This is a genomic window from Roseivirga misakiensis, from assembly GCF_001747105.1.
GTDB lineage: Bacteria > Bacteroidota > Bacteroidia > Cytophagales > Cyclobacteriaceae > Roseivirga > Roseivirga misakiensis.
This window is the reverse complement of record NZ_MDGQ01000005.1, coordinates 1,301,780-1,315,881: the sequence shown is the minus strand read 5'-3', so window position 1 is coordinate 1,315,881 and position 14,102 is coordinate 1,301,780. Positions and strand designations below refer to the sequence as shown.

The 14,102-nt window shown below is 40.6% G+C and carries 11 protein-coding genes; 4 read left to right on the top strand and 7 right to left on the bottom strand.

Features of this window, described 5'->3' with window-relative positions; all coding sequences use genetic code 11:
* Positions 1-38: 38 nt before the first annotated feature.
* The 5 genes from BFP71_RS13400 to BFP71_RS13380 all read right to left on the bottom strand — a co-directional run bounded on the left by BFP71_RS13400 (position 39) and on the right by BFP71_RS13380 (position 8,667).
* Positions 39-2,546 (bottom strand): DUF5686 and carboxypeptidase-like regulatory domain-containing protein, encoded by a 2,508-nt coding sequence (locus BFP71_RS13400; protein WP_088125027.1) that lies wholly within the window; start codon positions 2,544-2,546, stop codon positions 39-41.
* Positions 2,547-2,628: 82 nt separating this feature from the next.
* Positions 2,629-3,312 (bottom strand): TrmH family RNA methyltransferase, encoded by a 684-nt coding sequence (locus BFP71_RS13395; RefSeq protein WP_245701847.1) that lies wholly within the window; start codon positions 3,310-3,312, stop codon positions 2,629-2,631.
* 107 nt (positions 3,313-3,419) lie between these two features.
* Positions 3,420-6,176, bottom strand: a complete 2,757-nt coding sequence (locus tag BFP71_RS13390; protein WP_069835966.1) for a DNA gyrase/topoisomerase IV subunit A — start codon at positions 6,174-6,176, stop codon at positions 3,420-3,422.
* A 6-nt stretch (positions 6,177-6,182) separates the two neighbouring features.
* Positions 6,183-8,048, bottom strand: coding sequence for a DNA topoisomerase IV subunit B (locus tag BFP71_RS13385; protein ID WP_069835965.1), 1,866 nt, complete (start codon positions 8,046-8,048; stop codon positions 6,183-6,185).
* Between the two features lie 148 nt (positions 8,049-8,196).
* Entirely contained in the window at positions 8,197-8,667 is a 471-nt protein-coding gene (locus BFP71_RS13380) for a hypothetical protein (protein WP_069835964.1), read from the bottom strand.
* A 108-nt stretch (positions 8,668-8,775) separates the two neighbouring features.
* Between BFP71_RS13380 and BFP71_RS13375 the strand changes: the two genes are divergently transcribed.
* Both BFP71_RS13375 and BFP71_RS13370 read left to right on the top strand, forming a co-directional pair.
* A complete protein-coding gene (locus BFP71_RS13375; protein ID WP_069835963.1) occupies positions 8,776-10,011 on the top strand; it encodes a sterol desaturase family protein in 1,236 nt (411 codons plus the stop codon).
* A 6-nt stretch (positions 10,012-10,017) separates the two neighbouring features.
* A complete protein-coding gene (locus BFP71_RS13370) occupies positions 10,018-10,386 on the top strand; it encodes a hypothetical protein (RefSeq protein WP_069835962.1) in 369 nt (122 codons plus the stop codon).
* 267 nt (positions 10,387-10,653) lie between these two features.
* Here the strand turns inward: BFP71_RS13370 and BFP71_RS13365 are convergent, their stop codons facing one another.
* Positions 10,654-11,502, bottom strand: coding sequence for a CvfB family protein (locus BFP71_RS13365; RefSeq protein WP_069835961.1), 849 nt, complete (start codon positions 11,500-11,502; stop codon positions 10,654-10,656).
* A gap of 49 nt (positions 11,503-11,551) precedes the next feature.
* Between BFP71_RS13365 and BFP71_RS13360 the strand changes: the two genes are divergently transcribed.
* Positions 11,552-12,658, top strand: coding sequence for an endonuclease/exonuclease/phosphatase family protein (locus BFP71_RS13360; protein WP_088125026.1), 1,107 nt, complete (start codon positions 11,552-11,554; stop codon positions 12,656-12,658).
* 24 nt (positions 12,659-12,682) lie between these two features.
* On the top strand, positions 12,683-13,396 hold the full coding sequence (locus BFP71_RS13355; protein ID WP_069835960.1) for a hypothetical protein: 714 nt from the start codon (positions 12,683-12,685) through the stop codon (positions 13,394-13,396).
* 8 nt (positions 13,397-13,404) lie between these two features.
* Here BFP71_RS13355 and BFP71_RS13350 read toward each other — a convergent pair whose 3' ends face one another.
* Positions 13,405-14,067 carry a copper homeostasis protein CutC gene (locus BFP71_RS13350; RefSeq protein ID WP_141719762.1) on the bottom strand — a complete coding sequence of 221 codons (663 nt, stop codon included), beginning with the start codon at positions 14,065-14,067 and terminating at the stop codon, positions 13,405-13,407.
* Positions 14,068-14,102: the final 35 nt, after the last annotated feature.

Genomic DNA, 14,102 nt, shown 5'->3' with positions numbered 1-14,102 from the left:
TACTACTTAAAGCTTGGAAATGGTCTTAATTGCAGGAATTATAAAGAAAGATTGAAGCTGAATTTAATACTTGTTCTATCTATGCCTGGGTTCTCTAGATAAGTTAGTCTTCGAACGAAGTCTACTCTGAAAAACTTGAATATATTTTCAACACCGAGACCTACCTCGGCAAATGGTCTTCCATTTTCTAAAACATTGAAAAATGGTAATTCATTTCCACTTTCATCTCTAGTGACTTGTACACCCAATGTACTATCGCTCACGCCGCCAAATAGTAAATTACCTGTACCGACCAATCTCCATTTGAGCTTCTTCATCAAAGGAATTCTGTTGAAAACGAACCCACCGAATTTGTGTTGATAGCTCAAGGAAGCATATGACTGACTTACGAACTCGAAGAAGTTCATGGTATTATACGCTATATCTGTGTAGACGAATTGCTCATTACCAATGTGAGCTGTTAATAGCGGATAAGGCACATCGTCAAAGATTTTACCTGCACTTACTTGATAGGTCGATACACCCCAGAAACCAAGCTTGACTCTTTGGGATACACCAAAATTAACTTTGTTGTATTCAAAGTCTCCTCCTATTCCTTTGAACCCACGCGTATAAGAGAATAAGAATATTGGCCAACGTAGTGTTCCCAAACTAAAACGGCTATTATCGTTGATCAAAAAGGTCTCGTCCCTGGCAAACTTCAATCTAATGATCGCTTCGGTAGCGGAGAAATCTGTTGCTAATGGTGAATCAGTTCTGGTTAAGTCTGTTCGATACCTGAAGTCAAATTCTGGGCGATAATCTTGTTTATTAAGTTGTAAAACCGCAGAAAAAGACCTTGAGAATTGTCTGGATGCTACAAACCTGTATTGCTGGTACCTAAATGGTCTTACGAGGTTGCCTAGTTGTGTTAGGGCTAAAAAGGCACTACCATCTCCAAGGTTTGTTAAAGGGTCGGGTTGAATACCGAATTGATCGATATCATTTCGATAGCTGAGGTTTAGCGTGGTCCATTTATCTCTATCCAATATAATCCCAGCACCTAAACCATACTTGAATCTTTCGTCTGAGAAACCGTAAGCTCCATAACCGTTAAATTGCCATTTGCGGCTGAAGTTTTCATTTGTTCTACCCCCTATTCTCAATCGGAAACCTTCTACGTCATTGGCTCCTACCAAGAAAGGCCATGGACCAAGGTCCAATTTGCCTACCTCCACATATCCACGGGCGATTGTCTTAAATATTTCGGTCCATGTTTTTACAAATGGCACTTGATTCAAAGAGTCGATCATGGCCATTACATTTACTTCCGTATCGCTTAGTTTGTCATGTCTACGGCTAGCCCAAAAAGCTTCATCCTGTTCTCGAGCATCTTCGGCTAGTTCAATCGTTCTTTCAAAAAATCGAGTAGGCTTAGGTTCAGTTACTTTGAGATTCTTATTGGAGCTATAAAACTTGGCTAAGAAACCAGCGGACTTATTGGTCAATTCAAGTACATCGATCAGTATACGAGACTTTATTGGCAACCATTGGCCTTTTTCGGTTTTCTCGAGTTCTTGCTGGATTTTAATTTTCTCAATAAAGTTCAGATTAGCCGTGGGCTGCATAGTGGCGTCTATCTGCTTAATTGCAAATTCGTCTTTGGTGATCCAGACTTTACCGATAAAGGCCAATTCCTGATCGTTTTTAGGCTTAAAATCTAGGAGGTAGCAAAAATCATCGCCAACATAAAGGCTATCTTCCAACTCATAATCGTACAGCAATCGCCATGCATCACCGATAGGTGAAGCAAATTCACGCTCTACAATTGTCATTCTATTCTGGTAAAAATTGTACTCTTGAAATGACGAGCCAATGATTTGTGAAATCAATGAACCGTCTTCGATTCCGACTCCTTTTATCCTTGTTTTTTGAACTTCCTCTTTTTGAAGTCTTGGATTGTCTCGATAGTAGAATTTTGATAGCGATTCTGAGATAAACAGCGGCAAAATTGGCTTGCCGTCCTCGCCAGCTATGGTCTCAATAGAATCGAGCACTGCAGTGATCTTCTGCATGTACTTTTTCTCCCTTAATTTATCGGTGATGTTATCTACATCAATTTCAATCTTATTGTAACTCTCGTATTCGTAGGCAGCTAAGCCTCTTTTATCGTTGTTCTTTTTGTTGTCCATTACGGAACGCATAATGGCAAATGCCGGATTTTCTTGCTTTCTGGCATAAACGACAAAATCGTCTAATGCGGTGGCTTCAGGCTGTAATTGGAAGTTAACGGTCTGGGTAATACCTTTTTTATACACCTTGTACTTCTTTTCGTAACCTATGTAGGAAACGAAAATTGAATCAGATTTGGCATCTCCTTCTATTCTATAAAGTCCCTCAAAGTCGGTGGTAGAACCGATTGTTGTACCTTTTATGACCACATTGGCAAATGGAATTGGGTCACCAGATTCAGCATCTATTACCTTACCCGTGATTACCGTTTGAGCGTTAATTCCTGTTAGGCTAGCTAAAAAAATAAATGTGAAAAATATTGATTTCAGTTTCAATGTGTCGTGTTTTAAAGATTTTGACCTATTCTAAACGCAGACGTCGCAAAAGAAGTCAATGTTTTCGAAGTTTCTTTGCGTTTTAACCCTCAAGTTTTTCAGAACGTTCCTTTAGATAGTTTTTTATGTGTAAATCGGACCTCTTGACAATTCTAGAAAACCACTCAAGTTTTAATTCTTCTTGCTCTTTTTCTGTCAACTGCCAGACGATATCACTGAATTTAAGTCGTTTTACAAATTCTTGAAGTATTAACGCTGCACTTACCGAAATATTAAATGATTCCGTAAAACCATACATCGGCACATGTACTAATTCATCTACCTGTTCGCGTGCATACTTCGTTAAACCACCCAACTCTGTCCCAAAAACTATCGCAGTCTTTTGCGTTAAGTCTAACTCATGTATAGATGCAACTTCGCTTGAAGGGGTTGTCCCAACAATTCGATAATTTTTCTTCCTTAAATCCTTAAAGCACTTTTCAGTACTCATAGATTCTCTTTCGTACTTGTGCAGAGTGATCCATTTTGAAGCGCCTCTTACTACATTCGGATTCACTTCATAATCATGAAGCCGTTGTGTGATGTATAAATCTTGAATGCCAAAACAGTCGCAGGTACGCATGACAGCACTTGCATTTTGGGCATGATAAATATCTTCTAATACTACGGTAAGGTGACGTGTTCTTTCGGACAGCACTTTATCTATGAGCGCCAATTTATTAGGCGTTACATAGGTGGCTAACATGTCAATTATTTCCTTACTCAACTTTATGCTCGTTTAAAACAAAAGCTATTGATCACTTCGATCAACAGCTTTTGTCAATAAATCAAGGCCTTAAATTCCTCAATCTGGTCTTATTTCTTAGCCTAGTTCTAGAACAGTTCTATTGTATCTCCTACATTATATTCCCCAGAACCTGGCTTTTTACCATCTGACTTTGGCTTAGGTGCTTCCTTCTTTTCAGGCTTTTCTTGTACTGGCTTTTCAACCTCGGGCACTACTTTTTCCTCTTTCGGCTTTTCATCGACCGTAATCGGTGCTTCTGGTGTTTTTTCAACCACTGCTTCCTGCTCCTCCGAAACCTCGGCCGTCTCAGCTTCAGCGTCCTCTACATTTACATCGACCTTCTTGCCATCTAGCAACACCACCTTTTTCACATTATGTGGCGAAAGTCTGTTTCCATTGGCTCTCCAACCTTTCACATCAATCAGCATATCCATATCAAATACGGTTTTATGCCGTTCTCTAGAGCCTTTAATGGTATAATGGACTTCTATCTGAGCGTCTTTTAATGTTGTTGCTAGTTGAAGTTTAGAGCCTTTTTCTTCATTGATAAAAAGAAACTTCTTGTCTCGCGTGGATGTCTCTACTTGGAAACGCTTTACGTAATTCTGAGCGCTACTTGCATCATAATGAATCACTGAAATAACACCTTCTGGATTGAATTTCTCGATAAGGTGAATTTTAGCAGGCTCGTATCGATTCGTCAAATCAAAAGAGGTCAGTTCATATTCCCCACTATTATAAATCACCAAAACCATGTCATCGGCCTGGAAATTTCCTAAAAGCTCGCCTCTTTGATCGCGATTTAGTCGACCTACAGATTCATCATACCAAATATCCAGGCCTCCCAAGGTGGATTTACCCTCCATTTTTAGCTGAACCTTCCGAACCGGGTATTTGGTGACTATATTTCCTCCTGCACCACGTCCTTTTATTTCTATATCGGCAAAGTTAAAGTCGAAAACTTTCACCCTTGCCTTAGCTCCAGAAGTTAGATAAACAGTCACTAGCTCAGCCTCCCCGTTCGGATTGGCTGTGAAATACAAGACTTTAGAGCCTCTTTCCCCCTTAGTCAGGTCATATTCGCGATCTCTGGTTACGCCCAGTACCTGAAAACGCTTCACCATCGTTCGACCAGACTTACCGTCTAGGTACATCATATTATATACCTTCCTCTCGTCGTTCTTTTTGAAAACGCCAGCCCAGAGAATGTCTTTTCCAACAAAGATTTTATCGGAAATTCTGACAACTTGGAACTTACCATCTGCCCTAAAAACAATGATATCATCGATATCTGAGCATTCTGAAACAAATTCGTCTCGCTTCAATCCATACCCGATAAATCCTTCTTTTCTATTCACATAGAGTTTAGCATTATTGGCAGCTACCACGGTAGCAGCAATATTCTCGAAGGATTTAATCTCCGTTTTTCTTTCTCTATCCTTGCCGTATTTCTCTTTTAACCTTTCGAAATAGGCAATGGCGTAATCGATGAGATTAGCCAAGTTGTGTTCAACCTCCGACAGCTCTTCTTCAAGCCTTTTCATCAGCTCATCTGCCTTGAAGGCATCGAATCGAGAAATTCGTTTAATCTTGATTTCGGTCAAACGGGTGATATCATCATGTGTGATCTCTCGGTAGAATTGCTTTTTGAATGGATCGAGTCCTTTATCGATCGTATCGATCACTGCCTCCCAAGTTTCGCACTCTTCAATATCTCTATAGATTCTATTTTCTATGAATATTTTCTCTAAAGAAGAGAAGAGTATCTTTTCTAGGAGCTCGGCTTTCCTAATCTCAAGTTCTTGACGAAGTAAATCGACTGTTTTCTCCGTGCTCACACGCAACATGTCGTTTACAGAAACAAAATGCGGCTTATCGTCTATGATTACGCAGGCATTGGGCGAAATACTTGTTTCACAATCGGTAAACGCATAAAGGGCATCTATGGTAATATTTGGTGATTGCCCTGAGGCTAATTCAACCAAAATCTCAACGTCTTCTGCTGTATTATCAATTACCTTTTTGACTTTAATTTTCCCTTTATCATTCGCTTTGATAATGGAATCAATCAGTCCTGTAGTTGTAGTACCGAAAGGAATGTCCTTGATTACTAAGGTCTTTTTGTCATGCTCTTCTATGACGGCTCTAACTTTAACCTTACCTCCTCTTCGGCCTTCATTATACTCCGAAAAATCGGCCATACCACCAGTTGGAAAGTCGGGATAAATCTTCGGTTTTTTACCTTGAAGCACCTTGATTGATGCTTGAATAAGTTCTATAAAGTTGTGCGGTAATATCTTGGTAGAAAGTCCAACAGCGATACCTTCCACGCCTTGGGCTAGTAGCAGTGGAAACTTAACGGGTAGTGTAACCGGCTCTTTTTTTCGTCCATCATAGGAGAGCTGCCAGTCCGTAGTTTGTGGATTAAATACTACTTCTAAAGCGAATTTCGAAAGTCTGGCTTCAATATACCTAGCTGCTGCTGCTCGGTCTCCGGTACGAATGTCACCCCAGTTCCCTTGCGTTTCAATCAAAAGGTCTTTTTGACCGATGTGGACCATCGCATCACCGATGGACGCGTCACCATGCGGGTGATACTGCATCGTTTGACCGATAATATTGGCCACTTTGTTGAATCGCCCATCATCCATCTCTTTCATCGAGTGGAGAATCCGCCTTTGAACGGGTTTGAATCCATCTTCTATGGCAGGAACGGCTCTTTCTAGGATTACATAAGAGGCATAGTCTAGAAACCAGCTCTCATACATTCCTGAAACAGGAATTACATCTCTAATTTTCCCTTCTTCTTCGGGGGCCAGCCCGTCATTATTTTCTTCGCTCATGCTATTCTATGCGGCTTCATCAGCCAAATCTTTCTCAATCTTCAAGTTATCTATAATGAACACTTGTCTGTCTGGCGTGTTCTTGCCCATATAGAACTTCAGTAACTCTTGGATACTGGTATCTTTTCTCAAAATAATCGGCTCTAGCCTCATATCTTGACCAATAAAGCCTTTGAATTCGTCAGGAGATATTTCACCGAGCCCTTTAAACCTAGTGATCTCAGGTTTTGCACCAAGTTTACTGATAGCTCTTTGGCGCTCCTCATCACTATAGCAATAGATTGTTTCTTTCTTATTGCGAACCCTAAAAAGTGGCGTTTCCAGAATATAGACATGCCCTCTCCTAACCAAATCAGGAAAAAACTGTAAGAAGTAGGTTAACAACAGTAACCTAATATGCATTCCGTCCACGTCGGCATCTGTAGCGATTACGATCTTATCATAGCGAAGCCCTTCCAGACCATCTTCTATGTTCAACGCATGTTGGAGTAGGTTAAATTCTTCGTTCTCGTAAACCACTTTTTTGGTTTGCCCGTAGCAGTTCAGCGGCTTTCCTCTTAAACTAAAAACGGCCTGACTTTGAACGTCTCGCGACTTGGTGATCGATCCACTGGCGGAATCTCCTTCGGTAATGAAAAGTGTTGAGGCGTTTCTCAATTCTTCATCCTTTTTTAGGTCATTCAAGTGAACTCTGCAATCTCTTAATTTCTTGTTGTGTAGGTTGGCCTTTTTAGCACGATCGTTTGCAAGCTTTTTAATACCCGCTATTTCTTTTCGTTCGCGCTCTGACTGCATGATACGTTTCAAAAGCGCATCAGCGACTTCTGAATGCTTGTGCAAATAGTCGTCCAACGCTTTTTTCACAAAATCATTGACGAAAGTTCTCATCGTTGGGCCATCTGGTGCCACACTCTGTGATCCTAGTTTCGTCTTCGTTTGAGATTCAAAAACAGGCTCTTGAACTCGAACGGCAATGGCTCCTACAATCGACGCTCTCACATCTGTGGCATCAAAGTTCTTACCGTAGAACTCCCGTACAGTTTTTACAACCGCTTCTCTCAAGGCTGCTTGGTGTGTTCCACCTTGGGTGGTGTACTGACCATTTACAAAGGAGTAATAGTCTTCTCCGTATTGGTTGGTATGCGAAAGTGCTATCTCAATATCGTCCCCGATGAGCTGAATGATCGGGTAACGAAGGTTATCCTCATCGGTTTTTCGAGATAATAGATCGTAAAGCCCTCGTTCTGAATGGTATTTCTCGCCGTTGAAGTTTATCGTCAACCCAGCATTTAGAAAGCAATAGTTCCAAATCAAATCGTCTAAATATTGGGGAATGAAGTGGTAGTTTTTGAAAACGGTCTCATCTGGGCGAAAAACGATTTGGGTACCATTTCTTCCACTTGAAGTAGTCTCTTTTGCGTCGTTTGTAATTTCTCCTCGTTGAAATTCCGCGACTTTGGTCATACCATCCCGATAGGATTGTACCTTGAAGTAGTTCGACAGGGCATTTACGGCTTTGGTACCTACACCATTTAAACCGACGGATTTTTGAAAAGCTCCTGAGTCATATTTCCCCCCTGTATTGATTTTAGATACGCAGTCTACCACTTTACCAAGTGGAATTCCTCGGCCGTAATCTCTGACTTCTACTTTGTGTTCGGAAACTTTCACATCGATGGTCTTTCCATAACCCATCATGTGTTCATCGATACTATTATCGATCACTTCCTTTACTAAAACATAAATACCATCATCTTGAGCAGACCCGTCGCCGAGTTTCCCGATATACATGCCGGGTCTAAGTCTAATATGCTCTTTCCAATCGAGGGACCGAATACTATCTTCGGTGTAATTCGCTGCTTGTTTCGCCATTCAAAAATTCTACTACCAATGTGAGCGGATATTTGTACTCATTAGTACAAAATGAAAGGGGAATTTATAACTAAAATTCTACAAATGCACGCTTGTTTTGATCCACAAAACCAGAAAATGCATTACGGTCTGATTATGAGAAACTTGATCAGTTTCTACGCTTGCCAAGGATGGCTGCTAGGTAGAAAAACCATATTAGGATTAAAAGTGGTCCTAGGTAAACATAGAACCCCATTGTCTTGATATTATAGTCTGCAGACATGTTCATCAATCCAAGGAAAACGAGTATCAGGCTAAGGAACAAATTCAGTACGCCTGCAAAGCCTTTTACCCAGTTAATGATATCTGTTTTAAGCGATCTATTCCGCAAGCCTGTACCATCCTCGGTAGTTGAGATTTTCTTTAAGGTTTTCACAAACCAAACGCAGATTACATTAATGAAAAGAAAGATGATAATTGCACCAAAAAAGTAAGTGTCTTTACTAGCTGTGCCGAGTACGTCTCCCGCTGGATCGAATCTATAATTTACTTGGCTTGCCAAAAAAGCATAGGACCAAATAAGGGCTCCGGTAAACAGGGCTATCGTCACATTTCTAAAAAAACCAATAAACTTCTCCATGCTACTGTCGTTCTGCTGCGCGAAGATAATTAATAGAACGGATTTCTATTTATCCCTGCGGGAATAGCTTATCAAAAATCAATTCTCATTTTTTTATAAGTTAGTAGGATGAATCTCAATCCAACTGTAATTGCTATCCCAGTATACTTCTTACTTATTGGAATTGAGCTCATTGTCCACCGCATAAAAGCCACAAAGTCTTATCGTTTAAATGATGCCATTACCAATATTAATTGCGGGGTCACTTCACAGGTTACGGGTGCATTTCTGCGTGTTTTTAGCATTGGACTTTACACGCTTTTCTATGATCACTACAGACTAACCACGATTACTGAAAACGTATTTACATGGCTTATCGCCTTTATACTATATGATTTCTTCTATTACTGGGCACACCGAATGAGTCACCAAGTAAACTTGTTTTGGGGAGGTCATAGTGTACATCATCAGAGCGAGGAATATAATCTTTCGGTAGCCTTACGGCAGAGCTCAACGCAAATCATTTGGACCTCAATTTTCTATATCCCGATGGCTTTGATAGGGATAAATCCTTTGGTACTGATATCTGTTTCTGGATTTAACTTGTTATACCAATTTTGGATTCATACCGAATCGATCGATAAACTCCCGAAATGGTTTGAGGCTGTTTTCAATACACCTTCGCACCATAGAGTGCACCATGCACGAAACCCCAAATACATCGATAAGAATCATGCTGGGACTTTCATCATTTGGGATCGTATGTTTGGCACTTTTAGGGAAGAAGAGGAAAGGCCCACTTATGGTATCACTAAAAACCTGGATAGCTGGAATCCTGTTTGGGCCAACTTTGCTCATTATGCTGATATGGTCAAAGACATTCGCCAGATGCCGAAATTCTCTGATAAAGTGAAATATCTCTTCCAAAAGCCTGGTTGGCTACCAGAATCTATGGGAGGTTACCGGGCACCTTATGACGTAGACAAAACCACTTACAGGAAGTATGACCTACGCGCCGTTTGGGCCATGAACGCCTATGTTTTTGGTCAATACCTGCTTTTGCTAGTAGGTACGGCACTCTTCCTTTTTGGGATGGAACGCTTTGACGAGAACTTAATCGAAAAATCGGCGATGGCCATGCTCATCATTATCTCGACCGTTAGCTTCGGTGCTCTATTTGAGAATCGGCGTTGGGCTATAAGCTTGGAGATTTCAAGGTTAATGCTCATTCCAATATCTCTATCCTACTTTATCATGGACTTGTCGCCCGACATTTGGTTTATTAGTGGCGCTTTATTGTACATCTTTGGGTCACTATTTTGGTTACTCAAAGTGCGGGCTGTACCTTCGGCAAAAATAGACTAATCCAGCATGAAGAAGTTCGGTTATTTGGGAATGGTTGTGGTTCTTTTAGCAGTGACAGGTTGCGCAAAAAAAGACACTTTAGGAGACTTTGATACTGCCAAATGGCAAGAAGATATTAATGGTTGTCAAGCTGTGAGGGCTGAAATGATAGACGATTTGATCGAAGTAAAAAAAGACCTTCTGGGGCTTTACCAAAAGTCGATCATTAAGCTGCTCGGTCAGCCTGAAGAACAAGAATTATCAGACCGAAGCCAGACTTATTATTCTTACTATATAGATCCAGCGCCAAGCTGCGAAAACGGTATTGAAAACCCTAGAATATTAGAGATTAGGTTTACTTCGCTAGGAATTGCTAATGAGGTGAACATCAAATAATTACAACTAACGATTTAGTAGAAAATACGGCCTTAACGACTCCTAGCGGTATATAATTTTTACTAACCTATTTTTATTAAAATATTCTTTCTCTAGACCAAAAAAAATATCTAACTTAAACGATGTCAGTAAAAACGCTGACCTCCTTTATTGGCTCATGTGCAATCGTTTTATCAAAACCATAATTTGGGCCATGTAACGGTAAAATTAGCTTAGGTTAGTTTTAGTTTTATAGGTAGTTTAGTCGAAGGTTAGTCACTCCTCATGCTAACCTTCTGCTTTTTTAAGCCTCACCTCATTACTGAGTATTTCTATCTCCCCTGCCTTATACAATCCGCCGAGAATTTTCTTGTAATTCTTTTTGCTCATACCGAATTCCGCTTTGATTTCCTCTGGTAAGCTTTTGTCTCCTAGGGCTAGCACCCCGCCTGCTTCTCGTATACGATCTAACACTACGCTGCTCATGTCCTTTACAGCTTCATAGCCTTGCTTCTGCAAAGCCAAATCAATCTTGCCATCTGGGCGCATTAACTTGACATAAGCCTTTCGGCTATCGCCAATTTGAATATCGTCAAAGATTTCATTGGCATAAATTAAGCCTTGGCATTTTCCATTGATTACTGCTTTATAACCTAACTCTGTTCTTTGCCAAATTTGAGCGTCAACCTCTTCTCCTTCTTCAAACCCAGAGCAAGCAATACTCAAAAAAGCCGATATTTTACTTGACCCGATCATTCGGTTCGTTTTATGATCAATCAGAAGTTTCACCAAATAGGTTCTCCCTTCCACCATGTCCACCGCTTGTTCTTTGTTCGGGACAAAAAGGTCCTTTTCCAAATCGATATCTAAAAAGGCACCGAAATTTGTAACTTGCTTCACTTTTAGTCCCACAATATCGCCCACTTGACCCAAAGGCATTCTAGTGACGGCAATAGGTCTACTTCTATGGTCGGTGTAAACAAAAACTTCTATACCATCTCCGATCTCGTAATCTTCTGGTAAATACTTCGCTGGAATGAGAATCTCATCTTCTTCATTTACGCCATCATTGAGGTAACATCCGAATTCCACGGCTCTACCAATTTTCAACGTTTGAATTTTTCCTATCTCGATCATTTATCTCTGAATCTCTATTCGTAACTTATTATGGAACGCACACAAAGGTATGATTAAAAAAATCAGACATACTTGTAATGACAAGTTTTGGAATATTCTACTACTCACTTTTATCTGGCTTGTCATAGAGAAGCCAGGAATTAAAGCGCAATCAGTAAAATTCTATGCGGCGTCCGAAAGCTTTAATGCTGAAAAACGAGGTGATGACAGGTTTAGAATAGTTTTCTATAATGTTGAAAACCTCTTCGATTATTTCAATGATTCAACAACTTTGGACGAGGAGTTTCTTCCACGCGGCGGACGTTTCTGGACCAAGGAGCGCTATTTGAAGAAACAAGCTGACTTAGCCAAGACATTGATAGCGATTGGTGGTTGGGAACCTCCTGCCCTCATAGGATTGGGTGAGGTTGAAAATCGATACGTTTTGAATTCTTTGGTTGGGTTTACGGCCTTGAAACCAATCGGCTATGAAATCATTCATCAAGATTCTGAAGACAGGCGCGGTATTGATGTGGCGGCTATTTACAGGCCAGATAAGTTCAAACTGATCGACTACCAATATTACCAAATCAGATTTCCTTTCGATGAGTCTAGCAGGACTAGAGATATTCTTCATGTAGTCGGCGAATTACCAAACCGCGATACGCTGCATTATTTTGTGAACCACTGGCCTTCAAAGTTTGGTGGGGAGTTTGAAACGAAACCCAAACGCCTGTTTACGGCCCAGTTTTTAAAACATAAAGTTGACTCAACATTAAACCTAAATCCCAACCACTTAATCGTGATTACAGGAGACTTTAATGACGAACCTGATGCAGAAAGTCTTTTAAATGGACTAGAAACTTCACTCGACCCTGCCACTAAAGATCCGAATACACTTTACAACCTGATGTATGAAATGATGTATTTAATTGGTACCCACAGTTTCGAAAATAAATGGTCCATCATCGATCATTTTGTAGTAAACGGCCGCTTAAAGAATGGCAATTCTACCACAAGGATCTTTAGAAACTCCGCACAGATATTCGATATGCCATTTCTGATTATGGAAGGTGCAACGGGTACGACGCGTCCTTTTAGAACCTACCAAGGGCCGAAATATGTGGGTGGCTTCAGTGACCATTTACCAATCCTACTGGATTTGGTGTTGAAATAAAGACCATTTTAGTAAATTTCAGATATGTCTAGAAGAAGAGACCGTAAACCATTGGGCCGTTGGATTGGCGAAGCGATACTGATTTTTTTAAGTGTTTTTGGTGCCTTTTATTTTGATGGCATTAAAGATAAGCGGGCGCAAGAACGAAATTACCTAAGAAGCCTAAAAGGGTTTCATGCTGATTTACTGGAAAACCAAGGCAAGTTTAACTACGAGCTTAATAGCGTTTTTGACCCTGAAACAGGTCAGGGATACATCACTGGACATATTCAAAAACTATCGGTCATTGACTCTTTGATGCAGGTTGCCAACAGAACCAACGGAGACGCTTTAATGGGTTTGATTAATGACAATGCTGTGATTGGTTTGACACCATGGGTTTTTATTTCTCCACAGTACGAAAAGCTCAATAGTCAATATTATGCCTCCATTAAAAATGATACCCTCAAATCGAGGATTCAGATGCACTTTAGAAATAATCAGAGCCGGATTCAACGAAAAATGATGATTAACGAGCTCGTCGAGGAGTTTTATGACATTGAAGATCAGCTCAACAAAAGGGTTGGCGGCACACCTGCCAATCGGGCTGTTTTGTACAGTAATGTGGCTATTAATAAGATCAATCGCCTTATGGATGGTTACTTTGCTTTGAAAAACATAACTGAGGCAAATAAAGGAAGTGACAGCCTTCTAATCGTTCAAGTAGTGCACGAATTATCACTCTGGGGTGAGCAATAATGCCTAATTTATAGCATTCCCTTTTTTAGTTTTCTGACTATTTTCAGGTCAGTATAGGGTCCATTAATAATGGCGGAACTATGGTACTCCAAGGCGCCAGTTTCTTTGAGCAGATCTAAATTTTCTGGCCGAAGTCCACCGCCTGGCATAATAATTAAATCGTCTTCGGCCTCTTCTACCAGTTCGCCTAAGGTTTCAATGTTATCACTACAATTGCCTTGACCACCAGCAGTCAATATCCGCTGAACGCCAAGGTCTCTCAGGGTGTCCATTGCTTCAAAGTAATTTGGCACTACATCGAACGCTCGGTGAAAAGTAACATCCATATAGCCGGCTGCATCCATCAAAAGTTCAGTTGCGGACTGATCTATTCGACGATCGGCATGTAAAGCTCCAAACACAACTCCGTGGCATCCAGCTTGGGTACAAAACAAAATGTCTTCTTTCATTACCTCTAACTCCAATTTTGAATAATGGAAATCGCCAGATCTAGGCCTAATCAATACATAAACAGGGATTTCAAGTAATTCCATGGCTAGCTGAATTGTTCCTTTGCTGGGTGTCAAACCGCCAACTGAAAGCTCCATACATAATTCTATTCTATCTGCCCCACCGTTCTGCGCATTCAAGGCAGATTCGATAGAATTGGCACAGACTTCAAGTTTTCTCATTTCGTCCTGTTCAATAAGTTCGAAGCTAAACAATA

Excerpts from the sequence above, each read along its gene's own strand:
- BFP71_RS13390 (WP_069835966.1), bottom strand. The coding sequence starts at position 6,176 with ATGAGCGAAGAAAATAATGACGGGCTGGCCCCCGAAGAAGAAGGGAAA.
- BFP71_RS13385 (WP_069835965.1), bottom strand. The coding sequence starts at position 8,048 with ATGGCGAAACAAGCAGCGAATTACACCGAAGATAGTATTCGGTCCCTC.
- BFP71_RS13380 (WP_069835964.1), bottom strand. The coding sequence starts at position 8,667 with ATGGAGAAGTTTATTGGTTTTTTTAGAAATGTGACGATAGCCCTGTTT.
- BFP71_RS13375 (WP_069835963.1), top strand. The coding sequence starts at position 8,776 with ATGAATCTCAATCCAACTGTAATTGCTATCCCAGTATACTTCTTACTT.
- BFP71_RS13370 (WP_069835962.1), top strand. The coding sequence starts at position 10,018 with ATGAAGAAGTTCGGTTATTTGGGAATGGTTGTGGTTCTTTTAGCAGTG.
- BFP71_RS13365 (WP_069835961.1), bottom strand. The coding sequence starts at position 11,502 with ATGATCGAGATAGGAAAAATTCAAACGTTGAAAATTGGTAGAGCCGTG.
- BFP71_RS13360 (WP_088125026.1), top strand. The coding sequence starts at position 11,552 with ATGATTAAAAAAATCAGACATACTTGTAATGACAAGTTTTGGAATATT.
- BFP71_RS13355 (WP_069835960.1), top strand. The coding sequence starts at position 12,683 with ATGTCTAGAAGAAGAGACCGTAAACCATTGGGCCGTTGGATTGGCGAA.
- BFP71_RS13350 (WP_141719762.1), bottom strand. The coding sequence starts at position 14,067 with ATGAGAAAACTTGAAGTCTGTGCCAATTCTATCGAATCTGCCTTGAAT.